Genomic DNA, 23,687 nt, shown 5'->3' with positions numbered 1-23,687 from the left:
GCACCCGGATTCAAGATCGCATGACCATCGAAGTCGTCGCACTGTTCGCGATCCTGTTCGCGCTGCTGGCGTGCGGCGTCTGGATTGGCCTCACGCTGGCACTCACTGCGACGCTGCTGCTCGCGATGTTCCGTTCGATCCCGCTCGACAAGCTGCTGCCGCAATACGCCTGGAACATCCTGACCACGCAGGAGCTGCTGGCGCTGCCGCTGTTCATCCTGATGGGCGAATTGCTGTTTCGCACCCGCCTGTCACGGTCGCTGTTCCAGGGCCTCGCGCCCTGGGCCGGCCTGCTGCCGGGCCGCCTGCTGCATGTCAATGTGATCGGCTGCACCATCTTCGCCGCGATCTCGGGCTCGTCGGCGGCGACCACGCAGGTGATCGGCCGCATGTCGCTCAACGAGCTGCTGCGCCGCGGCTATTCGCGCGACATCGCGATCGGCTCGCTCGCCGGTGCCGGCACGCTCGGCTTCCTGATTCCGCCCTCCAACATCATGATCATCTACGGCGTGCTCGGCGACGTCTCGATTTTGAAGCTGTTCACCGCGGGCGTGCTGCCGGGGTTCCTGCTCGCCGCCACCTTCATGGCCTGGGTGATGCTGCATACGAGTCTCGACCGCACGATGGTGCCGGAGACTGAAGCAAAGCTTTCGCAGGTGCCATGGAGCGAACGCTTCGCTGCGCTGAAGGACCTCGCGCCGGCACTGTTCCTGATCGCCTGCGTGCTCGGCTCGATGTATGGCGGGCTCGCCACGCCGTCAGAAGCCGCCGCCGTCGGCGTGCTCGGCGCGGCGCTGGTGGCCTGGGCGCAGGGCGCGATGTCGCAGCAGGTGATGCGCGACGTGCTGATCGGCTCGGTCGTCACCTGCTCGATGATCGCGCTGATCGTATTAGGGGCCTCGATCCTCGGCAATGCCGCGGCCTTCCTCGGCATCCCGCAGGCGGTCGCCGCCTTCGTCAAGGGGCTCGGTTTGTCGCCCTTCATGTTGATCGTCGTGCTGATCGTCTTCTACCTGATCCTCGGCTGCTTCCTCGACGGCTTCTCGATGATCGTGATGACGCTGCCGATCGTGCTGCCGATCGTGAAGGGAGCGGGCTTCGACGAGATCTGGTTCGGCGTGTTCCTCGTGCTCGCCGTCGAGATGGCGCAGATCACCCCGCCGGTCGGCTTCAATCTGTTCGTGATCCAGGGCCTGACCGAAGACGGACTCGGCTACATCGCGCGCGTCACGATGCCGTACCTGATGATCATGATCGGCTTCGTGCTGCTGCTGACGCTGTGGCCGGGCATCGTCACGATCCTACCGCGGCTGCTGTACGGGTAGGAGCCGCAAGCGCGCCGCGCGACCGCGCATGTCGTAGGCCGACGATGTGTCACGACCGCAGCGCCGTGATTCTCTTTTGACCATCCGCTGGTTGCCTGGCTCTCTCCGGCTCGCGCGTTGAGTGCGTTTTTGCCGAAAATAGTCAGTTGCAGCGTCATTTCAGCGTGCGATGAGTTCGGGAAATTTAGGCAAATTAAATCCTTTCGGCGCTTACCTGAAGTTCACAGGTTCGATTTTTGCGAATGCCGCGCTGGAGGCTCTCATGCGGACCAATCTTCCGGTCACGCCCGTCGAATATCCGATTACCGATGAGACACTCATCGTCTCTCACACCGATACGAAAGGAAAGCTGACCTACGTCAACGATCACTTCGTCGAAGCCTCCGGATTTTCCGAAGCCGAGCTGATGGGGCAGCCTCACAACATTATCCGCCATCCGGATATGCCGCCCGCGGCCTTCGAAAATCTGTGGGCCACGCTCCAGCAAGGCAAGCCCTGGTCGGGCGCGGTGAAGAACCGGCGCAAGAACGGCGACTTCTACTGGGTGTTGGCGACCGCCTCTCCAATTCGGCAGAACGGACAGATCGTCGGATACAGCTCGATCCGCACCAAGCTGCCCGCCGACCAGCGCGCCGAGGCCGAGCAGGTGTATGCGAAGATCCGCGAGAACAAGCCGCATGACTACAGGTTGGATGCCGGCGTGCTCCGCCGACGTTCGTTTGGCGATCGATTGGCCATCTTCACCGGCACGCTCAATGCGCGCCTGGTCACGCTTGTCACCATCCTCTCGCTCTTCCTGCTCGTGATCGGCGTCATGGGCTTGCAGGGCACGCGCCAGAGCAATTCGCGGCTGAAATCGATTTACGAAGATCGTGCGGTGCCGCTGGCACAGCTCTTCGAGATCAATGACCGGATGAGAGACAACACGGTGCTGCTGTTCGAGGCGGCCACCAACGGACGGGCTGGAAAGCCGGTCGACGAAATTGCAGCCAAGGTCAATGCCAACGTGGAGAAGGTCGGAAAGGCCTGGGCTGACTACATGGCGACCTACCTGACGCCGGAAGAAAAAAGCGTTGCCGACAGCTTCACGCCCAAGCGCATGAATTATGTCGAGCAAGGTCTGAAGCCGGCGCTGTCGCTCTCTGCCGAGCGAAAGTATGAGGAGCTCGCCACCTTGCTGGCCGGGCGGGCGCGCGAACTGTATCAGGCGGCGAAGGCCGACCTCGACAGGCTTGTGGCAATCCAGGTCAAGGAAGCCAAGGCGGAATACGATGCGGCCGAGCGCGAATACGGCTGGCTGGTCGGCGGTGCGCTTGCCCTCCTCGTGGCGAGCATCGCCATCGGCGGACTCGTCAGCCGGCAGACCATCCGTGCCATCGTCCGCCCGCTTCAGCGCCTGAACGACGCCATGCTCAGCATCAACCAGGGCAAGCTCGACAACCGCATCGTCGTCGAGCGAGACGACGAACTCGGCGAGGCTCTTCGAAATCTGCAGACGTTGCAGGCCATCGTTCGATTTGATCGCGACGAGCTGAAGGCGACGGAGAGACGGTCGGCTGCCCAGCGCAAGATGGAGATGAACAAGCTCGCCGGCAGCTTCGAGAGCGCGGTGGGCGAGATCATCGAGACCGTCTCGTCGGCCTCGACGGAGCTGGAGGCTTCGGCGAACACGCTGACCTCGACCGCGGAGCGCGGAGAGAAGCTTGCAACGATGGTTGCGGCGGCTTCCGAAGAGGCCTCCACCAACGTGCAGTCCGTCGCGAGCGCGACGGAGGAGCTGTCATCCTCCGTCAACGAGATCGGCCGGCAGGTGCAGGAATCCGCGCGGATGGCCAATGAGGCGGTGGAGCAGGCACGCCTCACCGATCACAAGGTCGGTGAGCTCTCCAAGGCTGCGGCGCGGATCGGCGACGTCGTCGAGCTGATCACCACCATCGCAGGCCAGACCAATCTGCTCGCATTGAATGCAACGATCGAGGCCGCGCGGGCGGGCGAAGCCGGCCGCGGCTTTGCCGTGGTCGCTTCCGAAGTGAAGGCCCTGGCCGAGCAGACCGCCAAGGCCACCGGCGAGATTTCCCAGCAGATTTCCGGCATTCAGAGCGCGACCCAGGATTCGGTCAACGCCATCAAGACGATCGGAAGTACGATCAAGGCCTTGTCGGAGATCTCGTCGGCCATCGCGGCGGCGGTCGAGGAGCAGGGCGCGGCGACCCAGGAGATCGCGCGCAACGTCCAGCAGGCTGCGCAAGGCACGCACCAGGTCTCGTCGAACATCGCCGACGTCCAGCGTGGAGCGACCGAAACCGGCTCCGCGTCCGCGCAGGTGCTCGATGCAGCTCAAGCGCTTTCAACCGACAGCAATCGGCTGCGAACGGAGGTCGGCCGCTTTCTCGACGGCGTCCGCGCCGCCTGAACGAACGCAGCTCTTCCCGGCCGCCGGGAAAAGCGGCGATCTCAAAGAAGGGTCGTTGTCCCCGCCTCGTGGGGACAACGACTTGATCGGCATGGCTATGCGGCGTTGAATCCAACCTATGCCGCCGCCTTCTTGCGCGCCAGCTCGGCCTTGTACAGCTCGAACTCTTCCGCGATCGCTCTTGCGACTGTGGGCCGCTGGCGCAGACGCTCGTAATAGGCCTTCACGTTCGGCCATTTCGCAAGCTCGATCGGCGGCGTCGCCATGGTCCAGTTGATGACGGTGACGAGATAGGCGTCAGCCACGCTGAAATGATCGAGCAGGAAGTCGCGCCCCTTCAGGTAATTGTCGAGATAGTCGAGCCGCGACAGGTTCTTCTCCAGCACATAGGCCTTGACCTCCTGCGGCGCCTTGCGGTCGAGCACGGGCACGAACAGGCCCTTGTGCAGCTCCGTGCCGATGAAGCACAGCCATTGATGCAGGCGCGTGCGATCGATGCCCTCCGCGGCGCCGAGCCCGGATTGCGGGAAGCGGTCGGCGACGTATTGCAGGATCGCCGCGTTCTCGGTCAGAACCACGCCGTCGTCGGTGCGCAGCGTCGGCACCAGGCCGATCGGATTGACGGCGCGGAAGTCGGAGCCGTCGCTCAGCACGGTCTTGGTCGGCGGGTCGACCTCGAGATAGTTCGCCTCGGCGCCGGCTTCATACAGCGCGACGCGCGTCGCCATCGAGCAGGCGAGCGGCGAGAAATAGAGATCCATCTGTAGCCTCCTTGGGCAATTCTTGAGGTTTCGCTCAACCTGGCCAGATTGATTTTTGTACTGTCTTGCATATTATATGGTCGGTCAAGGATTATTTTGCGAAATGGTACAAAAGTCAAAGCCGCCGATTGCCGCCAATGAGCCGAAGCGCCGCGGCCGTCCGCGCGCTTACGAGCCCGATATCGCGCTCGGCAAGGCGCTGGACCTGTTCCGCAAGCAAGGTTTCGCCGCGACCTCGCTCGACGATTTGAGCGAAGCGACCGGCATGAACCGACCGAGTTTGTATGGCGCCTTCGGTGACAAGCGGGAGCTCTATATCAAGAGCTATCAGCGCTACCGCGAGGAAGCGCGCGCATCCATGGCTGCGATCTTTCGCGAGGAAATGCCGGTGCGCCAACGGCTGGAGCGCATCTTCGCCTCGGCGCTGAACATCTATCTGTCCGGCGAGACCGGCCCGCGCGGCTGCTTCACGGTGGTGACGGCGGCGTCGGAAGCCGTCGGCGATCCCGAGATCCGCGCCATGGTGCTCGACGGCCTCAGCGAACTCGACAAGGCCTTTGCGGGCTGCTTCCGCCGCGCCAAGGAGAAGGGCGAGCTGCCGGAGAATGCCGATCCGCTCGTGCTGGCACAGATCGCATCAGCCACCGTCCACAGCATCGCCGTCCGCTCCCGCGCGCGCGTGTCGCGCCAGGAGCTGGAGGCAATCGTCAAGGGCGCGATCGATCTGATGGTGGGGGCCAAGCCCTGAGCTGTCGTCCCGGACGAGCGCGCCTAAGCGCGCGCAGATCCGGGATCCATAACCACAGGAAGGAGTTTGGCGCGGCGGTCTTCGCCCACTTACGCCGCGCGGATTTGCGCGAGGAAGCGATCCACCTCGTCCCGCAGCCGCTGCGATTGTTTCGACAGCTCGATCGCCGAACCCAGCACTTCCTCTGCCGCCGTGCCGGTGGCTGCGATGCCGTCGGTGACGCCCGCGATGTTCTGCGAGACCTCGCCGGTGCGGGCGGCGGCCTGCTGGACGTTCTGTGCGATCTCCTGCGTCGCCGTGCCCTGCTGGCCGACCGCAGCCGCAATCGCGGCGGAGATCTCGTCGACCTGCTGTATCGTCGCGCAGATCGACTGGATGCCATCCACCGCGCCGGTGGTTTCGCCCTGCACCGCGGTGACCTGAGCGCCGATCTCCTCGGTCGCCTTCGCCGTCTGTGTCGCCAGTGCCTTGACCTCGGAAGCGACCACGGCAAAGCCGCGGCCGGCTTCGCCCGCGCGCGCCGCCTCGATCGTCGCGTTCAGCGCCAGCAGGTTGGTCTGTCCGGCGATGCCGTTGATGAAGGAGACGACGTCGCCGATCTTCTGTGCGGCTTCCGCCAGGCTCTGCACGCGAGCATTCGACTGCCGACCGTCGCTGGCGGCCTTGCCGACCACCTCGGTCGCATGGGCGAGGCGGCGGCTGATCTCGGTCATCGAAGAAGACAATTCTTCCGCCGCTGCCGCGACGGTCTGCACATTCTCAGAGGCCAGCGCCGATGCGGACGACACCGCGCCCGTTTGCTGTCGAGACTGCTCGACGATGGCCGACATCGAGCGCGCCGTATGCTCCATCTCGACCGCAGCCGAGGACACCGTGGTGACGACGTCGCGGATGCTGGCCTCGAAATTGTCGGCAAGCGCGGCGAAGGCGCGCCGCTTCTCCGCTTCCGACTTCGCCTTGGCTTCCAGCTGCTCGGCCTGAAGCTCGTTGAATCTCACGGCATTGTCGCGGAACACCGTGACCGCCTTCACCATCGCGCCGACCTCGTCATTCGCCTTGCTGGCGGGGACGGCGACGTCGAGGCGCCCGTCCGCAAGCTCGCGCATGACGGAGGTGATGGAGAGGATCGGACGCGAGATGCTGCGGGCAATGAGATAGCCGACGATCGCGGCCAGCACGAGGCCGAGCGCGGCGATGCCGATGGCGAGCAGCCAGGCGCGGTCGGCCGAGGCTTCGTAATCGGCGTTGTCCATCACCAGCTCGACGGCGCCGAGCGGCTTGCCGGAGAAGTCCTTGATCGGCCCAAGCAGCGCCGCGACCGGCGTGTTGTCGAGCTTGGCCTGCCTCACGGTGAACCCGCCTGCGGTGGCGCGGCCATAATCGGCCGCGTCGAAGAAGCTCTTGCCCTTCAGCGTGCCGCCGAACAACTTGAAGCCCGAGCCGTCGGCGAGATGGAAGGCGACGTCGACGCGGCGATTCGCCTTGAAATCGTCGAGGAAGGTTTGGCCGAAGGTCAGGCCGAATTCGACCGTGCCGAGATGCTTGGCCCCTTGCGCGATCGGTGCCACGCCGCGGATGCCAAGCCCCGCGACGCCGCCTTCGAGCCCGACCACGACCTTATGCTCCTGATTGGCGACCAGAACGGTCTTGCGGAAGCCGGAGAGGTCGTCGCCGAATTTGGCCGGCTGATGCACGCGCAGGAACGAGGTCGCCGGCGCGATATGGAACTGGAACTGATCGACGCCGTACTCCGACTTGGTGGCGGCAAACACCGGCCCGAACAGGCCGACCAGGGCGGTGCGGTCCTGTTTGGCCATCGCGTCCTGCGTCGCCGGCATCGCGGCGACGACCGCGCTCATGGCGGCGGCGCGGTGGGATTCCTCGGCAATGCGCGACTGAAGGGCATCATAATGGCTGCGCAGCTCGCGCTGATCGGCGCGGTCGATGATCCCAGCGATGATCCACATCGCCCCGAGCACGGCAAACAGGGCAGTCGCCGCCGCCGTCACCGCAAGGGCAACCGTGATCCGCATCCTGAGGCCGAGGCTCGCGCGCATGTCCGACTCGTTGTGTGAGCGTTGGTTGACGACGCTTATCAACTTCTCGCTAAGAGAGGGTGAACGGGATACCGGTGGAGCGCGGAGGTTGTGGGGGATCGTTAGGATGGCCCGGGCTGCCAGCCCAGCCAATGGTGTCATCCCCGCCCCCGTGCGCAATTGCGCACTAGGCGGGGACGACAGCGAGTATGGAGCGGCAGCGCCTCTTCCAGCCAGCCAACGCCTAGTACCCCCGCGCTCGGTCCACCACGTTCTCCAGCGCACCGCCAGCCTCGAACCGCGCGATCTGCTCGGCGACGTAGGCCGAGATCGCGTCCGCATCGGTATCGGCTGCGTTGTGCGGCGTCAGCACCACCTTGGGATGGGTCCAGAACCGGCTGTCCGCCGGCTGCGGCTCCTGCACGAAGACGTCGAGCGAGGCTGCGCCCAGCGTGCCGTCGTCAAGGCAGGCCAGGATGTCGGCTTCGTTCTGCAAGCCGCCGCGGCCGGCATTGATCAGCACGGGCGCGCCGAGCGGGCTGTTGCGGTTGAGTTTGGCGAAAGCGTCGCGGTTGAGGATGCCGTGCGTCTCCGGCGTCAGCGGCAGCAGGCAGACCAGGATGTCGGTCTTGCGCAGGAAGGCATCGATCTGCGCGGCGCCATGGAAACAGTCGATGCCGTCGATCGTGCGCGGGCTGCGGCTCCAGCCGGCGACACCGAAGCCGAGCCGCCGCAGCACGTCGGCGGCATCGGCACCCAGCGTTCCCAGCCCCATGACGCCGACCGTCACTGCGCTCGCCGGCCACTGATATTTCGGCTCCCAGCGCTTCTCGCGCTGTGATTGCCTGAGATAAAGCTCCTGGCGGTGGTGCATCAGCACGTGCAGCACGACATATTCGGTCATGCGGTTGGTGAGGTCGGGCACGGCGACGCGCACCAGCGGCACGTCAGGCAGGCTCTTGTCCGCCATCAGCGCGTCGACGCCGGCGCCGAGATTGAAGATCGCGCGGAGATTGGTGAAGGAGGCCAGATCGCCCGGCACCGGCTTCCATACCGCGGCATAGTGCACCTCGGCCGGATCGAGCCCGGCATCCGGCAGCAGCACCACGCGGCGATCGCCGCAGACCGCGTCGAACCGGGCCTTCCAGCGTTCCGGCAACCAGTTCTGCTGCGTGCTGTTGATCAGGACGGCCAGTGTGCCCGTGGTCATTCGAAGTGCCTCGTCAAGGTTCCGCTCAAGAAGGCCTTCCTTGGCACGATCTGCCGGATTTTTCTTGCAAATTTTTTCCGCAGTCCTGTCGGGGCGGGGCATATTGGCGCGTCTTAGAACAGACGAGGAAAGTGCCGCCCATGCTTTACGCCATCCTTTGCTATCACGATGAGGACTTCGTCGGCTCCTGGAGCAAGGAGCAGGACGAGGCCGTGATGAAGAAGCTCGCCGTGGTGCAGGAGAAGCTCACGAGCCAAGGCCGGCTCGGTCCGGTGGCGCGGCTGTTGCCGACCACAGCGGCGGCGACCTTGCGCAAGGAGGACCCACCCTTGGTGCTCGACGGCCCCTATGCCGAGACCAAGGAGCAGCTGCTCGGCTTCTACATCGTCGATTGCAAGAATCTCGACGAGGCTCTCGACGTCGCGCGCGATCTCGGCGCCGCCAATCCGGGCGGTGCCTATGAGGTGCGCCCCGTCGGCGTGTTCCGGCCCGGAGGAAACCTGACGTGAGCGAGGCCGACACCGCCTGGATCGAGACCGCGCTGACCTCGGCGCGCCCCCAGGCGGTCGGCGCGCTGCTGCGCTATTTCCGCGACCTCGATACGGCCGAGGAGGCTTTCCAGAACGCGTGTCTGCGCGCGTTGAAGACCTGGCCGCAGAATGGGCCGCCGCGCGATCCTGCGGCCTGGCTGATCATGGTCGGCCGCAATGTCGCCATCGACGAGGTGCGACGCACGCGCAGACAGCAGCCGCTGCCGGAGGACGACCAGGCGATCTCCGATCTCGACGACGCCGAGGGTGCGCTGGCCGAGCGGCTCGACGGTTCGCACTACCGCGACGACATCCTGCGGTTGATGTTCATCTGCTGCCATCCGCAATTGCCGGCGACGCAGCAGATCGCGCTGGCGCTGCGCATCGTCTCGGGCCTTACCGTGAAGCAGATCGCGCGTGCCTTCCTGGTCTCGGAGGCGGCGATGGAGCAGCGCATCACCCGTGCCAAGGCGAAGGTCGCCGAGGCGGGGACGCCGTTCGAGACGCCCGGCGCGGTCGAGCGCTCCGAGCGGCTCGCCGGTGTCGCGGCGATGATCTACCTGATCTTCAACGAGGGCTATTCGGCGAGCGGTGACACCGCAGAGATCAGAAAGCCGCTCTGCGAGGAGGCGATCCGGCTGGCACGGCTGCTGCTGCGGCTGTTTCCGAGCGAGCCGGAGATCATGGGGCTGACCGCGCTCATTCTGTTGCAGCATGCACGCAGCGCCGCGCGTTTCGCCGGGGATGGCACGCTGATCCTGCTGGACGATCAGGACCGTTCATTGTGGAACGGGACCATGATCGCGGAGGGGCTTGCCTTGATCGACAAGGCGATGCGCCATCGCCGCAGCGGGCCCTACCAGATCCAGGCCGCGATCGCCGCGCTGCATGCCCGCGCGTCGGCACCGGAGGAGACCGACTGGGCGCAGATCGACCTGCTCTACGGCGCGCTCGAAGTCGTGCAACCTTCTCCTGTGGTCACCCTCAACCGCGCGGTCGCGGTCTCCAAGGTGCGGGGGCCGCAAGCCGCGCTCGATCTGATCGAGCCGCTGGCCCCGAAGCTCGCCAATTATTTCCATTTCTACGGCGTGCGCGGCGCCTTCCTGATGCAGCTCGGCCGCAACGACGAGGCCCGCATCGCCTTCGACCGCGCCATTGCGCTCGCCAACACGTCCGCGGAAGCCGCTCATATCCGCATGCATCTCGATCGCCTGATCCGGGACAGCCAGCCGAAGGCAAAGGGAGCGTGAAGGTGAAGTGATGGTCGCCGTCATTCCGGGGCGGTCCGCAGGACCGAACCCGGAATCTCGAGATTCTCAGGTGCGCAATTGCGCACCATAGTTCACCCTTCGGGTGCCCCGGAATGACGGTAGAATAATTTCGCCTTCGAATTGTCGGCCCCAGCCATTCCCGTTCGTCCTAGGCCCGTATCCACGGAGCCTCTCATGCTGAAAGCCATTGCCATCATCGCCATCCTGCTCGTCGCCGGAATCGCGGGCGTCCTCGTCTTCGCGCTGACAAAGCCCGACACCTTCCGCGTCGAGCGCAGCCTCGCGGTAAAGGCGCCAGCCGGTGCGATCTATCCGCTAGTCGCCGATTTCCACCGCTGGACCGGCTGGTCCCCCTATGAGAACCGCGATCCCGCCATGACGCGCAGCTTCGGTGGACCCTCGGAAGGCAAGGGCGCGACCTATGCCTGGGACGGCAACAACAATGTCGGCGCCGGCCGCATGGAGATCCTTGAGGCGAACGGGCCGTCCAAGGTTCGCATCAAGCTCGATTTCGAGCGGCCGTTCGAGGGTCACAATACCGCCGAGTTCACCTTTGTGCCGCAAGGTGATGCCACACTCGTCACCTGGGCGATGTACGGTCCGGCTCCGTTCATGTCCAAGATCATGCAGGTGTTCATCAACATGGACAGCATGATCGGCAAGGATTTCGAGGCCGGTCTCGCCAGCCTGAAGAAGCTGACCGAGAAGCACTAAGCCTCAGCGCAAACGAAGAGGAGAGAAACGATGCTCAATCCGTATCTGTTCTATCAGGACAATTGCGAAGCGGCGTTCAATCATTACGCCAGGATTCTCGGCGGCAAGATCGACGCCATGATGCGGTCATCGGACGCGCCGCCGGACATGCCTGCCGCGCCCGGCCGCGAGAAGATGATCATGCATGCGCGAATGTCGCTGCCCGACGGCAGCGTGCTGATGGCTTCCGACGTGCCGCCGGAGCATTTCAGCAAGCCGCAAGGCTTTTCGATCTCGTTCACGGTCAAGGATCCCGCCGATGGCGAGCGCAAGTTCAACGCGCTCGCCGACGGCGGCACCGTCACCATGCCGTTCAGCAAGACCTTCTGGGCCAAGGGCTTCGGCATGTGCGTCGACAAGTTCGGCATTCCCTGGATGGTGAATTGTCCCGAGGAAATGTGACGCGCGCGACCGCGCGCATGATTGGTTGAGCCGCGATCCCCTCTCTCCATCTTTGCGCGAGAGGGGATCCATGGGCCTATCGCATCGTGCCCGGATCTGTGGTGGGCTTGCTCAGCGGATCGATCCGGTCACGTCTTCGTCCTGCCGCGGCTGAACACAGCGGGGGCAGATCACGAGCTTGGTGCCGAGCTGCCTGTCGTTCTCCGCTTCGATCTCGTCGTGAACCGCCCACCACGCCTCGGAATATGGCCGCAAGGTGCCGAGCACGCGCTGCCGCTCCTGATTGGGATCGCTTGCTGCGGGCGGAGGATTTGTTGCGCGCTGCTTCGCGATATGAGGGCGCCTCGGGCTCTTGTTCGGATCTTGGCCGAGGCCATCCCAGGCGATCGGACGACGCTCCTGCGCGGGCGCGACTGCACATCCAAGCAGCGCTGTGCAGAAAGTGAGCAAGATGAAGCCGTGTCGCATCATGCCGGGACCCAAATTTCACTGCGCAATGCGCAAGTCCCGCACAGGAAACTTGCACAGCGTCGGTCAAATGGAACTTAAGGCAAACGAGTTGGCCGGCATGGCCGAGGAATGAACTTACGATTCGCATACTTTGCGGGAGCAGTGAGGCCGCTTCGTGAAATCGTGCGGACTGCATCGCACAACAATTGGCGCAATATTGGGCTGTGATCTGCACGTCAGAATCGCTATTTGTGATTCATAAAATCTACAAACTGGGGTGGACGTCACTTGCAAGGGAGCGACCGATGGCGGCGGCGCTACAGATCAATTTTGCTCTTTGGGGGATGCTCATCTGCGCCAGCATGAAGCTGGTGCCGGTGATTCAGACTCTTTATTGAAGGCAGCCAAAGCGTGATGGCGTAGAGACCCGGTGCGCACATTGGGTGCGAGCACAGGGAACCTGTCTTATGGCCTCGGGCCAGCCACGCCAGATGCCTTTGATGTGACGCGGTTCACATAAGAGCTCATTCGCCTTACCTGCCTGCGGCTGGCGAATTCGTCAGCGGCAGCGCGGATAGATCGCGGCGAGATCACGGCCCTTGAGCAGAAGCAATCGCGAGCTGAGGCCGCCGCGGCGGCTGATCCAGTCGCGGACCGGGCCGGGATAGGCGGCAAGCACCGCGACCGATGCTTCCGGTTCGGCATAAAGGCGCCCGCGGCGGTCGACCGAACGTGCCGCATGGAAGCCGAGCACGGCGCGCTTGGTGACGCAGATGCGCTCGCCCGGCACGATGCTCAGCACCAGCGTGCAGGCAGACAGGCAGGGGCCATCGATCACCACGCGCTCGCCGCTCTCACGCACCTTCTCGAACAAATCGAGGAACGGCCCCACTTGTCCGCCCGGCGACTGAATGATGCGGATTTCCGCGGAGGCGGGCGTGGAGGCCAGCAGCGTGGCTGCAAGCATCAGAGCTTGGACAAGAGCAGCGCGTCGCATGGAGCACTCCACAAGCTCGGTTTTCGTAGGGTGGGCAAAGCGCAGCGTGCCCACCATTGTGATGTGGTGGGCGCGGCGCTCACGCGCCTACGCTCACCCTACAATTCCGTGTCTACCCGTTCCGCCTTTGACCGCGCAGCGTCGGCAGGCCGATGCCGGCCGCATCGAAGCCGCCATCAACGGCCAAAATTTGGCCGGTGATGTAGCTCGCATTTGCCGAGCACAGGAAGTAGATCGCTTCCGCAAGTTCCTCCTCCAGGCCGTAGCGGTTGAGCGGAATGGCGTCGTGATAGTCCGCGCGGATCTCCTTGGTGTGCACCTGCTTGGCCATGGCCGTGTCGACCGGCCCCGGCGCGACCGCGTTGACGCGGATGTTGAGAGAGGCAAGCTCGACCGCGAGCTGCTTGGTCAGGTGCGCAAGCCCGGCCTTGCTGGTGCCGTAGGCCGAGCGCAGCGTCGAGGCGCGCACCGCCGAGATCGAGGTGATGTTGACGATGGCCCCGCCATGGCCCTCGCGCATCAAGGGCACGGCCGCCTTGGTGCAGAGGAAGGGGCCGGTGAGGTTGACCTCGAGGACGCGCCGCCAATCGGTCTCGGATGTCTCCATCAGCGGCGCGAACACCGCGATGCCGGCATTGTTGACGAGCGCATCTAACCGGCCTAACCGGCGCTCGACCGTCGCCATCGCATCGCTCACTGCGGCTGCGTCCGAGACGTCGCAGGTCAGCGCCAGCGTCGCCTCACCTTGGTCAATCTCGGCGACCGCCCGGCCGAGCAACTCGCCCTCGATGTCGAGCAGCGCCACACGCCAGCCCTCGGCCAAAAACTTCTTCGCGGTCGCAAGCCCGATACCGCGCGCAGCTCCGGTGACGAGGGCGACTTTTTGCGGGGGAGGGGGCATCGGCTGATCGGTCCTTTGTCGAAATTGGTCGCGCGAGCGCGGGATTCCTTTTACTTCGCTTTGGTCTCGATGAGGAACCTGGCCGCCCAAAATAATTCCTGCCCCAATGTCGGTTCCGGCAGAGATCGTTCGTCTTGCAGGGGAGCGCGGCCTGCTTGGCCCGCGCACGAGGAACGTTACGCGCAGGCGGCGGGCGCAAATCTGCCGTCATCCCGAGCATGCGCCTTTCGACGCCTCGGGAAACGACGAGGAAGAACAAGGACATTTCATGCGATTCATGATGCTGATGATCCCGCTCGGTTACGAAACGGCGCCGCCGGACGTCCAGCTCGATCCCGAGCGGGTCGCGGCGATGATGCGCTACAACGAGGCGCTGAAGGATGCGGGCGTGCTGATCACGCTCGACGGCCTGCACCCGCCCTCGATGGGCGCACGGGTTTCGTTTGCGACCGGCGCGCCGATTGTCACCGACGGCCCATTCGCCGAGGCCAAGGAAGTCCTGGGCGGGTATTGGATGATCGAGGTTGCCTCGCGGGCCGAGGCGATTGCCTGGGCAAAGCAGTGCCCGGCGTCGGCGAACGAAATCATCGAGATCCGGCAGGTGCAGGAGCTGGCCGACTTTCCGCCTGACGTGCAGGCCGCCGCGGCCGGTTTCGGCGACCTGAAGAGGTAGCGGCGCGGTCGCGATCAGATCGCGGCTGGCGTCAACATATCACCAAAGGAGAGACCGATGAGCACCGAACACAAATTCCTCGCCGTCTATCTCGGCAGCATGAGCGGCGAGAAGATGAAGGCGTGGCACGCGATGCCTGAGGCCGAACGGAAGGCAAAAGAGCGCGAGGGCATGGCCGCCTGGCATGGCTGGGTCGAGAAGCACAAGGACGTCATCGTCGAGCTGGGCGGTCCGCTCGGCAAAACCCGCAGGATCGACGGAAGCGGCATCACCGAGATCAGCAACGCACTGACCGGCTTCACGGTGGTGCGAGCTGCCTCGCAAGAGGAAGCCGCAAAGCTGTTCGAGAACCATCCGCATTTTGCGATCTTCCCGGGCGAGGCGATCGAGGTCATGCCTGTCTTGCCGATTCCGCAGATGTAGTCTCCGCGATCGCCATTCCGGGGCGGCTTGACCCGAAATCCCGAGATTCCCTGGTGCGCCATTGCAGCACCAGGGTTGGAGGCTTTGCATCGCCCTGGAACGACGGTGAAAATACGGGTTAACCAATCCGCCTCGCGCTAGTGACCTTCACGCCGGGCTCATGTAAAGCTCGTTCACATGAGCTGGCGCAAGGAACAGCGCCGCGCCGAGCGCGGCTATCACCACGGCAATTTGAAGGAGGCCCTGTTGCAGGCCGCTCTCGGGCTGATCGCCGAGAAGGGCGCCGCCGGCTTCACCTTCGCCGATGCCGCACGCATGGCCGGCGTCAGCGCGGCGGCGCCCTACCGGCATTTCCGCGACCGTGACGAACTGCTGTCCTCGATTGCCCAGCGCGGCTTCGAGCAATTCGAGGCGCGCCTGACCGCGGCCTGGGACGACGGTCGTCCCGACACGGTCACCGCGTTCGAACGCGTCGGCAAGGCCTATCTCGCCTTCGCCCGCGAGGAGCCGGCCTTCTACAATGCGATGTTCGAGTCCGGTCTGCCGGTCGATGTCAATCCGGCGCTGCAGGCCGCGAGCGAACGTGCGTTCAACATCATTCGCGCCGCAGCCGAGCGGCTTGCAGCGCTAGCGCCGCCCGGCATGCCGCGGCCGCCGGCGATGATGATGGCGCTGCACATCTGGACCATGGCGCACGGCGTGGCTTCGCTCTTCTCCCGTGGCGACGCCGCGCGACGAAAACTGCCGATGTCTCCGGACGAGCTGCTCGAGGCCGAGGTGCTGATCTATCTGCGCGGTCTCGGCTTCCCGACCGATCGCCGTCCGCCGGCGAAAGGCGCCGAGCCGCCGCCGGTGCCACCGGAGGCCTCCTCCGGTTCCGGCGTGCCGCCCGGGGGCCCCTGGGGCAAGCCGAAATAATGTGACGCAATAATCACGCGGGCGTGTCTTGCGCCCAGCTTGACAAAATCCGTGGATCGTCTAGCTATGTAAATGTTATTTACATTCACAACGGCGCAGGTGCCGTGATGGAGATGGGAAATGGCCTACACCGCTGATGTCAATCGATGGCGCGGCCCCTCGGATCAATACCAACAGTACGAGCGCCCCCGGATGCTGGATACGCCCTGGCATCCCGGCTGGATCGCCGTGACCATCCTCGGCTTCATCATCTGGTGGCCGATCGGACTTGCCCTTCTCTTTTTCACACTCGGGAGCAGAAGAATGTCGTGCTGGAGCAGCCAGGATCGCTGGCAGAACAAGATGGAGCGGATGCAGTACAAGATGGACCGCATGCGCGGCCGCATGGAGCGCAGTGGCTTCGGCTTTGGCTTCGGCCCGCCGTCCTCCGGCAACCGTGCCTTCGACGAGTACCGCTCTGAAACGCTGCGCCGGCTCGAGGAAGAGCAGGTCGAGTTCAGGAACTTCCTCGACCGTCTGCGTCACGCCAAGGACAAGGAAGAGTTCGACCAGTTCATGGCGCAGCACAAGACGCGTCCGACCCCGCCGCCGACTGACCAGCAGCAGGGCTGACCTTCAAGCCTGACCTCTCAAAGCCTTCAGGCGCATGCCCCCAAAGTCCTGATGGCCCCGAGCCGCCCGTCTGCGCAACCCGCAGGCGGGCGGTTTGGTTCTGGGGGAGCGTGGGCACAGGCCTGCGACCCGTTTGATGGAAGGCGCATGACCCCGAGAGTTCAGCGCACTGTCACGAGCTGGGCGTGAACCGAAGCCAGGAAGTGCTCGTAGGCGTGATCCACGATCTCGTTGAGCGATCGTGTTCGCGCGAAGATCGCCTTGGCCTCGGCGAGAAACTCTTCGCGGGTCGGGATCTTCGGCAGATGCAGATGCGCCAGTGCATCGACGCTTTCATGCGCGCGATTGAGGATGTCGTGCAGCGTCGGCAGTTGCAGCTGGGCGAGATCGGCCCGACGTCGCGCCGATGAGATCGCTTGCGCCAGCTTCTGTGCATCGAACCGTTCGGCGAGCTCGATGGCCGCCCGATTGATGACCCGGGCGCCGAGCGGCTGCTCGTTGCGCAGCACCTGTTCGGGCGGCGCTTTCATGTTCCAGACGATTCCGAGCCAGGACAGCACTTTAAGGATGTAATAGGTGACGTCGATCTCCCACCAACGAAAACCCTGTCGCACGCTGCTCTGGTAGGCGTGGTGATTGTTGTGCCAGCCTTCACCCAGGGTGAAGAGCGCCAGCAGCCAGTTGTTGCGGGAATCATCGCCGGTCACATAGCGCTTGCGTCCGTGCACATGGGCGAGCGAATTGATGCAGAAGGTCGCGTGATAGAGCAGCACCGTGCTCCACAGGAAGCCGACCACCAGACCCGACCATCCCGCAACCAGGAAGCAGAGCGACGCAAGCACAACGGCCGGCAGCAGCTCGAGCCGATGCAGCCACATCAGCTCCGGATAGGCCGCGAGATCGGAGACCTTGACGAGATCGGTCGCATCGTGCCGGCGGTAAAAGATCCAGCCGAGATGGCTGTACACGAAGCCGCGATGACGCGGCGAATGCACGTCGATCTCGGTGTCGGAATGCAGATGATGGTGCCGATGCTTGGCCGCCCACCACAACACGCTCTTTTGCGCGCTGCTTTGCGCGAGGCACGCCAGGATGAATTGAAACACCCGGCTGGTCGCGAATGTCCGATGCGAGAAATAGCGATGGTAGCCGGCGCCGATGCCGAACATCCGCGCGACGTACAACGAGATGCAGATTGCGACGGCCTGCCACGTGACGCCCGACCAGATCGCCGCAACGCAGCCGAGGTGGACCAGCAGGAACGGCACGGCCGAGGGATACATGATGTCGTCGTGGTGGTCGTCGGCGGGCGCGTTAGGCGACATGTCTTGGTGTGACCTCAGGTATTGGAATGCGGGATTCGTGTCGGCAGCAGCGAGGGCCACCGGGGTACGAAAAACCCGCGGATGGCGGACCACCGCGGGGCTCGAAAGAGCTGCTTTGCATGGACATCCCGGCCAAAGCAGCATCGGCCGAGGATTAAACTGACTATATGGTTGCGGATGCCTGGCATGCAAGCTCGTAGCCTCACGGGGAGCTGCGGCGTGCTGCTCAGGTCGCGCCGCTCCGCCTGCGGCATGGCGCGCAGGGGGCGCGCGGACTATGTTTGAGACGTGAAGCAAGCCCGACACCCCGGAGGCGGCGATGACGGCAGCTCTGACCGCGACGAACGATCGCCTCTGGCAGCAGATCCGCGACGAGGCGCAGCGTGCGGCTGCATCCGATCCCGTCTTCGGCAAGTCGCTTGCCGGGGCCGTCCTCGCCCATGACGGCCTTGCGGCGGCTCTGGCCGATCTCATCGGGTGCAGGCTTGGCGGCAACGCCGCCGAGCAAGCGCGTTTCGCTGCCTTTTCCCGCGACGCATTTCAATTTTCGCCGGAACTGATCGAAGCGGCCGGCCGCGACCTGCAGGCCATCGTGCGCAACGATCCCGCCATCGCCGGCCTGTTGGCGCCGCTGCTGCATTTCAAAGGCTATGTCGCGCTGCAAGCCTGGCGCGTCTCGAACTGGCTCTGGCATCGTGATCAGCGCGATGCGGCGCTGCTGTTTCAGAACGAGGCGTCGAACGTCCTGCAGGTCAGCATTCATCCGGCGGCCAGCATCGGCTCGTCCGTCTATCTCGATCATGCCACGGGCGTCGTGATCGGCGCCAATGTCGTGATCGGTGACGCGGTCACCATCCTTCAGAATGTCAGCATCGGCCGCAGCAATGAGCTGCCGCCGCGCTCGCCGCGCATCGGCCGCGGCGTGTTCATCGGTGCGGGCGCGACCATCTTGGGCGATGTCCGGATTGGCGATTTCGCCAGGATCGGCGCCGATACAATTGTGACCTCCGACGTTCCCGGTGGCTGCACCGCGGTCGGAAATCCCGCACGATTGATCAACTGCCCCGAGCCCGCTTCCGCGGCCTGACGCCCATCGATGAAGGCGGGCGGCGGCTGGCTCTGTGCGCTCGGACTGCGCCAGCGCGCCAGCCAGTAGCGCGCGGATCGTCGCCGGTGCCGGCCGCGACGTGCCGTTGATTCAGGCCGCGCGGCGGCGGCTCTCGCCGCCGTGCTGCGGCGTGACCGGCTCCGAACTGGTCTGTCCCGGCGCATCCAGCACCGCGACGTGATGCCGGTAGACCATCTCCCAGCCCTTCCATCCCGTGAACAGGAGGATGCCGACGACGATCAGCGACAGCACCACGCCCCACGGCGTGACGGCCGCTTCCGTGCCTTGCGCGTAGCGCAGGTAGAAATTGACCAGGGCAAGCACGACCGCGGCGAGATTGCCGACCATGTGGTACCAGGCAGTGTCGAGGCGGCGGATGCGCGGCTCGCTGAAGAAGTCGGTAAAGCCGGCCGCGGCCGCAACGAGCGCCATGACGATGCCGGCGCCGATCAGCCACATCGCGGCCCTGGCCCAGAAATTGTCGCCGGTTCCGATGAAGGCGAGGTCAGCGATGGGCGCGCCGACCAGACAGGCGATGGGGAAGGGGATGAGCATTGGGTGGAGCGGGTGATCGCCGATGGCGGCGGTCGTCTTGGGGTTGATGGTCATGGCAAGACCTCGCGGAAAGTGATTTTCGGGACAATTTTCCGGAGGAGGGGTGGTTCCTCCGGTCCACGGTGCAGGGATAACCATCGTGCCGCGGCTCAGCGCAGCATCTGCCCGACGATGCGCTGCCGAGCCGGGACACGGCCCGAGCTCGTCCGGGCGCCAACCGCCTGCGCCGCCTGCCCTTCCTGCAGCCCAATTCACCCCTGGTAACCTCGCATTAACCAACGCCGGGCTCTGGTAAGGGCGGACAGTCGTGCCCAAAGCCCGAAGCCGAGGCCCGTCAAGGCCCGGGGCCAAAGGCCCATAGTTTTGACATCTTGGCAGGGAATGCAGGCGGCCGGCTTTGGACGAGCCCCTGCACCCCAGAAAGACAAGGCTTTGAGCGGGCTTGCCGGCCGCGCCGGTTCTAGCGCGGTCATTGGGGAACCGGCAGCCATTTGCTGGCCGGCACATCGGGTAACGATCGCCTTGAGAGGATGCTGCTTATGAATCCGGCCGACGTGGCTCAGTCAGCCCTTCCGGTTGCCGCTTCCGCGGACGTGTCGCTGATCGCGCTGTTCTGGCAGGCTCACTGGATCGTGAAAGCGGTGATGCTGGGACTTCTGTCCTGCTCGGTCTGGGTCTGGGCCATCGCCATCGACAAGATCTTTTTGTTTGCCCGCACCCGCCGCTCGATGGACCGCTTCGAGCAGGCGTTCTGGTCCGGCGAATCGATCGAGGAGCTCTATCGCACGCTCTCGGCCAAGCCGACGCATTCGATGGCGGCATGCTTCGTCGCGGCGATGCGCGAGTGGAAACGGTCGTTCGAGAGCCACGCCCGCTCGGTCGCGGGCCTGCAGATGCGCATCGACAAGGTCATGAACGTCTCGATCGCCCGCGAGGTGGAGCGGCTGGAACGGCGCCTGCTGGTGCTCGCGACGGTCGGCTCCGCCGGCCCCTTCGTCGGCCTGTTCGGCACGGTCTGGGGCATCATGTCGAGCTTCCAGTCGATCGCGGCGTCGAAAAATACCTCTCTGGCGGTGGTGGCGCCGGGCATCGCGGAGGCGCTGTTTGCGACGGCCGTCGGCCTTATCGCCGCCATTCCTGCCACTATCTTCTACAATAAGTTCACGTCCGAGGTGAACCGGCAGGCCCAGCGGCTGGAAGGCTTCGCCGATGAATTTTCCGCCATTCTGTCGCGTCAGATCGACGAGCGGGGCTGACCGGCGGCATGTATAGTGTGAAGGGCAATTTGGGCACGCGATCATGGCGATGAACGTTGCGAGTTCGTCCGGCGGCGGCGGGCGCCGAGGCCGGCGCAAGCCTGTCATGGCCGAGATCAACGTCACGCCGATGGTCGACGTGATGCTGGTGCTGCTCATCATCTTCATGGTGTCGGCGCCGATGCTCACGGTCGGCGTTCCGCTCGACCTGCCGCAGACCCAGGCCAAGAGCCTCGAGAACAACGACCAGAAGCCGATCCAGATGTCGGTCGACATCAAGGGCAAGGTGTTCATCAACGATTCCGAGATCGCAATCAACGAGCTGATCCCCAAGCTGAAGGCGATCACGGACGCGCGCGGCGGCCTCGAGGAGCGCATCTATCTGCGCGCCGACAAGAAGGCGGATTACGGCACCGTGGCCAGGGTGATGGGCCTGTTGTCCGGCGCCGGATTCAAGAAGCTCGCCCTCGTCACCGAAGCGGATCAGGGGTAAGCCGTGAAGGTGAACGTCGACAAGACACTCGTTGCGTCGATTGCCCTCCATGTCCTCGTGCTGGGATGGGGGCTCGTCACCTTCAGCAGCAAGGCCTACATCGCGCCGGAGGAGTCGCTGCCGGTCGACATCATCTCCACCGATCAGCTCGCCAAGATGATGGCCGGGCAGAAGACCGGCAAGAAGGAAGAGCCGAAGCCGAAGGTCGAGAAGATCGCGGAGCCCAAGCCCGAGGAAGACGCCGTCGGCAAGGTCACCGAGAAGAAAGAGCTGATCAAGACCAACTCGCAGCCCGAGCCGCCGCCAAAGCCCGTCGAAAAGCCGGTCGAGAAGAAGCCCGAGCCGCCGAAGCCGGTCGCCGAAGCGAAGCCGAAAGAGGAGCCGAAGCCGCAGGAAAAGAAGCCTGATCCGGCCAAGGAAGATCCGATCGCCGAGCTGCAAAAGAAGCTGGACACCAAGAAGCCGCCGCCCAAGCCGGTGGAGCAGAAGATTGCGGCGGTGCAGCCGCAGCAGCAGCCGAAGCCCAAGGAGCGCAGCTTCGATCCCGCGCAGATCCAGCGCGACCTCGACAAGCGTGCCGCGACCCGGCACGAGCTGACTGGCTCCGCGCTGAATGCGTCGGCCGCGCTGGGATCGGCGACGGGAACTGCCGCCAACAACGTCGCGACCTGGCGCGGTGCATTCCAGGGCGCGGTCAAGCGCTGCTTCACGCCGACCTATAATGGCCAGGATGCCGATCAGTACGAGGCCGACATCGACATTCCCATGAAGATCGACGGATCGCTCGCCTCCGAGCCGATTGTCGTCGCGGTGCGAGGACCGTCGCGGTCGATCGCGCAGGCGGTGGCGGAGAGCGCCAAGCGCGCCATCGTGCAGTGTCAGATCTACTCGTTCATGCCGAAGCAGCAGTACGAGAGCTGGAAGCTCATTCCGATGACTTTCGGCCTGAAAGATATGTTGTGACATCCGAACAAAAGAACTTTGCAATGAATGACGTTCGATCGATGAACCGCCGCCGCTTCATGACACTGACCGGATCGACGCTCGCGATGCTCGGGGGCGGACAGGCCTTCGCGCAGGCCCAGCCGAGACTTCGTATCGATCCGACCGAGTTTCAGCCGATCCCGATCGCGATCAGCAATTTCGTGCCGGGCTCGCCGTCGGACGGCGACGTCGGCAACGGCGTCACGCAAGTCATCACCAACAATCTCAAGCGTTCGGGCCTGTTCGCCCCGATCGACCAGGCCGCATTCATCGAGCGCATCAGCAACATCGACGTCGCGCCGCAATTCCAGAACTGGAAGACCCTCAACGCGCAGGCCCTCGTCACCGGCCGCATGACGCGCCAGCCCGATGGCCGCCTGAAAGCCGAATTCCGTCTGTGGGACGTGATCTCCGGCCAGCAGCTCGCTGGCCAGCAATATTTCACCTCGCCGGAATATTGGCGCCGCATCGCCCACATCATTTCCGACCAGATCTACGAGCGGATGACCGGCGAGAAGGGCTATTTCGACAGCCGCGTCGTGTTCGTGGACGAAAGCGGCCCGAAGGAGCGCCGCGTCAAGCGGCTCGCGATGATGGATCAGGACGGCGCCAATGTGCGCTATCTGACCCGCGGCTCCGACCTCGTGCTGACGCCGCGCTTCTCGCCCAACTCGCAAGAGATCACCTATATGGAGTTCGGCCAGGGCGATCCGAAGGTCTATCTCTTCAACATCGAGACCGGCCAGCGCGAGATCGTCGGCAACTTCCCCGGCATGACGTTCGCGCCGCGCTTCTCGCCGGACGGCCAGCGCGTCATCATGAGCCTGCAGCAGGGCGGCAATTCCAACCTGTTCGTGATGGACCTGCGCTCGCGCTCGACCACGCGCCTCACCGACACGCCGGCGATCGACACCTCTCCATCCTACTCGCCGGACGGCACCCGCATTTGCTTCGAGTCCGATCGCGGTGGCCGGTCGCAGATCTACGTGATGGCGGCGGGCGGCGGACAGGCGCAGCGCATCTCCTTCTCCAAGGACGACACCAACGCCAGCTATTCGACCCCGGTGTGGTCGCCGAAGGGCGACTACATTGCCTTCACCAGGCAAGGCGGCGGGCAGTTCTCGATCGGCGTCATGAAGCCCGACGGCTCCGGCGAGCGGCTGCTGACCTCCGGCTTCCACAATGAAGGTCCGACCTTCTCCCCGAACGGCCGCGTGCTGATGTTCTTCCGCGATCCCGGCGGCAATGGCGGGCCCTCGCTGTACAGCGTCGACATCTCCGGTCGCAACGAGCTCAAGGTGCCGACGCCGGGCTTCGCCTCCGACCCGGCCTGGTCGCCGTTGCTGTCCTCGACGGCGGGTCAATAGATCGCGCGTTGGGAATGCGCGATCTTGTCGAAAATCGCACCGATTTCCTTGCGTTTGGCGAGGAAGGTAAGCTTTTCTTTACCTTGCGCCCGGCAGGACTTGCCTAATTGCTTGATGGGTAAGCCGAAATCGGTTCGGTGGTGCGGAAGAACAACTCGACTTTAACGATGTTCCCT

Annotated in this window: 24 protein-coding genes; 16 read left to right on the top strand and 8 right to left on the bottom strand. The window is 64.4% G+C overall.

The window, feature by feature from the left end; genetic code table 11:
* Positions 1 to 20: 20 nt before the first annotated feature.
* Both AC066S_RS26505 and AC066S_RS26500 read left to right on the top strand, forming a co-directional pair.
* Complete coding sequence (locus AC066S_RS26505; protein WP_478271007.1) at positions 21 to 1,325, top strand: TRAP transporter large permease; 1,305 nt, start codon at positions 21 to 23, stop codon at positions 1,323 to 1,325.
* Positions 1,326 to 1,587: 262 nt separating this feature from the next.
* Complete coding sequence (locus AC066S_RS26500; RefSeq protein WP_478271006.1) at positions 1,588 to 3,738, top strand: methyl-accepting chemotaxis protein; 2,151 nt, start codon at positions 1,588 to 1,590, stop codon at positions 3,736 to 3,738.
* A 116-nt stretch (positions 3,739 to 3,854) separates the two neighbouring features.
* On the opposite strand, the gene AC066S_RS26495 is transcribed toward AC066S_RS26500, so the two are convergent.
* On the bottom strand, positions 3,855 to 4,499 hold the full coding sequence (locus tag AC066S_RS26495; protein WP_478271005.1) for a glutathione binding-like protein: 645 nt from the start codon (positions 4,497 to 4,499) through the stop codon (positions 3,855 to 3,857).
* A 103-nt stretch (positions 4,500 to 4,602) separates the two neighbouring features.
* On the opposite strand from AC066S_RS26495, the gene AC066S_RS26490 reads away from it, so the two are divergent.
* Positions 4,603 to 5,247, top strand: coding sequence for a TetR/AcrR family transcriptional regulator (locus AC066S_RS26490; RefSeq protein ID WP_478271004.1), 645 nt, complete (start codon positions 4,603 to 4,605; stop codon positions 5,245 to 5,247).
* An 89-nt stretch (positions 5,248 to 5,336) separates the two neighbouring features.
* On the opposite strand, the gene AC066S_RS26485 is transcribed toward AC066S_RS26490, so the two are convergent.
* Positions 5,337 to 7,304 (bottom strand): methyl-accepting chemotaxis protein, encoded by a 1,968-nt coding sequence (locus tag AC066S_RS26485; protein WP_164718745.1) that lies wholly within the window; start codon positions 7,302 to 7,304, stop codon positions 5,337 to 5,339.
* A 223-nt stretch (positions 7,305 to 7,527) separates the two neighbouring features.
* Positions 7,528 to 8,493: a 2-hydroxyacid dehydrogenase gene (locus AC066S_RS26480; RefSeq protein WP_126258761.1), complete on the bottom strand. Its 966-nt coding sequence runs from the start codon at positions 8,491 to 8,493 to the stop codon at positions 7,528 to 7,530.
* Between the two features lie 140 nt (positions 8,494 to 8,633).
* On the opposite strand from AC066S_RS26480, the gene AC066S_RS26475 reads away from it, so the two are divergent.
* From AC066S_RS26475 to AC066S_RS26460, 4 genes are all read left to right on the top strand, one after another.
* Positions 8,634 to 9,002, top strand: coding sequence for a YciI family protein (locus tag AC066S_RS26475; RefSeq protein ID WP_028138414.1), 369 nt, complete (start codon positions 8,634 to 8,636; stop codon positions 9,000 to 9,002).
* A complete protein-coding gene (locus AC066S_RS26470) occupies positions 8,999 to 10,273 on the top strand; it encodes an RNA polymerase sigma factor (protein ID WP_126258762.1) in 1,275 nt (424 codons plus the stop codon). The genes AC066S_RS26475 and AC066S_RS26470 overlap by 4 nt, the downstream gene beginning before the upstream one ends.
* A 195-nt stretch (positions 10,274 to 10,468) precedes the next feature.
* Positions 10,469 to 11,008, top strand: a complete 540-nt coding sequence (locus AC066S_RS26465; RefSeq protein ID WP_478271003.1) for an SRPBCC family protein — start codon at positions 10,469 to 10,471, stop codon at positions 11,006 to 11,008.
* Positions 11,009 to 11,038: 30 nt separating this feature from the next.
* Entirely contained in the window at positions 11,039 to 11,449 is a 411-nt protein-coding gene (locus AC066S_RS26460; protein ID WP_126258764.1) for a VOC family protein, read from the top strand.
* 111 nt (positions 11,450 to 11,560) lie between these two features.
* On the opposite strand, the gene AC066S_RS26455 is transcribed toward AC066S_RS26460, so the two are convergent.
* The 3 genes from AC066S_RS26455 to AC066S_RS26445 form a co-directional block, all read right to left on the bottom strand.
* The gene (locus AC066S_RS26455) at positions 11,561 to 11,920 is read right to left on the bottom strand and encodes a hypothetical protein (RefSeq protein ID WP_135170744.1); all 360 of its coding nucleotides are present in this window, start codon (positions 11,918 to 11,920) and stop codon (positions 11,561 to 11,563) included.
* Positions 11,921 to 12,458: 538 nt separating this feature from the next.
* Positions 12,459 to 12,896: a hypothetical protein gene (locus tag AC066S_RS26450; RefSeq protein ID WP_126258766.1), complete on the bottom strand. Its 438-nt coding sequence runs from the start codon at positions 12,894 to 12,896 to the stop codon at positions 12,459 to 12,461.
* Between the two features lie 112 nt (positions 12,897 to 13,008).
* Entirely contained in the window at positions 13,009 to 13,797 is a 789-nt protein-coding gene (locus tag AC066S_RS26445; protein WP_478271002.1) for an SDR family NAD(P)-dependent oxidoreductase, read from the bottom strand.
* Between the two features lie 268 nt (positions 13,798 to 14,065).
* On the opposite strand from AC066S_RS26445, the gene AC066S_RS26440 reads away from it, so the two are divergent.
* The 4 genes from AC066S_RS26440 (at position 14,066) to AC066S_RS26425 (ending at position 16,423) form a co-directional block, all read left to right on the top strand.
* The gene (locus AC066S_RS26440; protein WP_478271001.1) at positions 14,066 to 14,470 is read left to right on the top strand and encodes a YciI family protein; all 405 of its coding nucleotides are present in this window, start codon (positions 14,066 to 14,068) and stop codon (positions 14,468 to 14,470) included.
* 57 nt (positions 14,471 to 14,527) lie between these two features.
* Positions 14,528 to 14,893 (top strand): YciI family protein, encoded by a 366-nt coding sequence (locus AC066S_RS26435; protein WP_126258769.1) that lies wholly within the window; start codon positions 14,528 to 14,530, stop codon positions 14,891 to 14,893.
* A 177-nt stretch (positions 14,894 to 15,070) separates the two neighbouring features.
* On the top strand, positions 15,071 to 15,811 hold the full coding sequence (locus AC066S_RS26430) for a TetR/AcrR family transcriptional regulator (RefSeq protein ID WP_126258770.1): 741 nt from the start codon (positions 15,071 to 15,073) through the stop codon (positions 15,809 to 15,811).
* Between the two features lie 120 nt (positions 15,812 to 15,931).
* Positions 15,932 to 16,423: a DUF2852 domain-containing protein gene (locus tag AC066S_RS26425; protein ID WP_126258771.1), complete on the top strand. Its 492-nt coding sequence runs from the start codon at positions 15,932 to 15,934 to the stop codon at positions 16,421 to 16,423.
* A gap of 161 nt (positions 16,424 to 16,584) precedes the next feature.
* Here AC066S_RS26425 and AC066S_RS26420 read toward each other — a convergent pair whose 3' ends face one another.
* Positions 16,585 to 17,748: an acyl-CoA desaturase gene (locus AC066S_RS26420; protein ID WP_478271000.1), complete on the bottom strand. Its 1,164-nt coding sequence runs from the start codon at positions 17,746 to 17,748 to the stop codon at positions 16,585 to 16,587.
* Positions 17,749 to 18,067: 319 nt separating this feature from the next.
* On the opposite strand from AC066S_RS26420, the gene AC066S_RS26415 reads away from it, so the two are divergent.
* Complete coding sequence (locus AC066S_RS26415; protein WP_478270999.1) at positions 18,068 to 18,835, top strand: serine acetyltransferase domain-containing protein; 768 nt, start codon at positions 18,068 to 18,070, stop codon at positions 18,833 to 18,835.
* Positions 18,836 to 18,946: 111 nt separating this feature from the next.
* On the opposite strand, the gene AC066S_RS26410 is transcribed toward AC066S_RS26415, so the two are convergent.
* Positions 18,947 to 19,465 (bottom strand): DUF2231 domain-containing protein, encoded by a 519-nt coding sequence (locus AC066S_RS26410; RefSeq protein WP_478270998.1) that lies wholly within the window; start codon positions 19,463 to 19,465, stop codon positions 18,947 to 18,949.
* Positions 19,466 to 19,950: 485 nt separating this feature from the next.
* Between AC066S_RS26410 and tolQ the strand changes: the two genes are divergently transcribed.
* The 4 genes from tolQ to tolB are packed head-to-tail and all read left to right on the top strand — an operon-like array spanning position 19,951 to position 23,511.
* The gene (gene tolQ / locus AC066S_RS26405; RefSeq protein ID WP_018641591.1) at positions 19,951 to 20,667 is read left to right on the top strand and encodes a protein TolQ; all 717 of its coding nucleotides are present in this window, start codon (positions 19,951 to 19,953) and stop codon (positions 20,665 to 20,667) included.
* Between the two features lie 43 nt (positions 20,668 to 20,710).
* Positions 20,711 to 21,160 carry a protein TolR gene (tolR, locus tag AC066S_RS26400; RefSeq protein ID WP_126258775.1) on the top strand — a complete coding sequence of 150 codons (450 nt, stop codon included), beginning with the start codon at positions 20,711 to 20,713 and terminating at the stop codon, positions 21,158 to 21,160.
* A gap of 3 nt (positions 21,161 to 21,163) precedes the next feature.
* The gene (locus AC066S_RS26395; protein ID WP_478270997.1) at positions 21,164 to 22,123 is read left to right on the top strand and encodes a protein TolA; all 960 of its coding nucleotides are present in this window, start codon (positions 21,164 to 21,166) and stop codon (positions 22,121 to 22,123) included.
* Between the two features lie 23 nt (positions 22,124 to 22,146).
* Positions 22,147 to 23,511 (top strand): Tol-Pal system beta propeller repeat protein TolB, encoded by a 1,365-nt coding sequence (tolB, locus tag AC066S_RS26390; RefSeq protein WP_478270996.1) that lies wholly within the window; start codon positions 22,147 to 22,149, stop codon positions 23,509 to 23,511.
* The last annotated feature ends 176 nt before the right edge of the window (positions 23,512 to 23,687 follow it).

Source organism: Bradyrhizobium sp. CFUWI (assembly GCF_056429085.1).
The sequence above is the reverse complement of the archived record's forward strand: the minus strand, read 5'-3'. Positions and strand labels throughout refer to the sequence as shown.